The organism is Olavius algarvensis spirochete endosymbiont (assembly GCA_900608495.1).
Taxonomy (GTDB): domain Bacteria; phylum Spirochaetota; class Spirochaetia; order DSM-2461; family DSM-2461; genus UBA2779.
The window spans coordinates 1-352 of record UWYT01000161.1 but is presented as its reverse complement, the minus strand read 5'-3'; the positions used below and the strand labels follow the sequence as shown (position 1 = coordinate 352).

1 protein-coding gene is annotated in these 352 nt (G+C 58.5%); it reads left to right on the top strand.

The window, feature by feature from the left end:
- Nucleotides 1–263: SBBP repeat-containing protein (locus S1OALGB6SA_RS04075; RefSeq protein ID WP_195910293.1), on the top strand; the 263-nt coding region annotated here is incomplete at its 5' end.
- Nucleotides 264–352: the final 89 nt, after the last annotated feature.

The window sequence follows — 352 nt, the reverse complement described above, 5'->3', positions numbered from 1 at the left end:
ACTACCCCTACGGAGTGGCTGTGGACTCATCCGGCAATGTCTATGTGGCAGATTCATACAATCACCGCATCCGGAAAATCACGCCGGCGGGGGTGGTAAGCACCATAGCCGGCACTGGGACAAGGGGTTCTGCGGATGGCGCCGGCACCACGGCGCTGTTTGACTCCCCCGACGGAGTGGCTGTGAACTCATCCGGCAATGTCGTCTATGTGGCAGATACTGGCAATCACCGCATCCGGAAGATAGAGTACAAGGTGCCCTAGGGAGCGGGTCATGCGGATGGCACCGGCGCGATGGCGCCTCATGTCAATATGGTATCTTTTAGAATTGCCTCTTGATGCGAAGGCCGGGG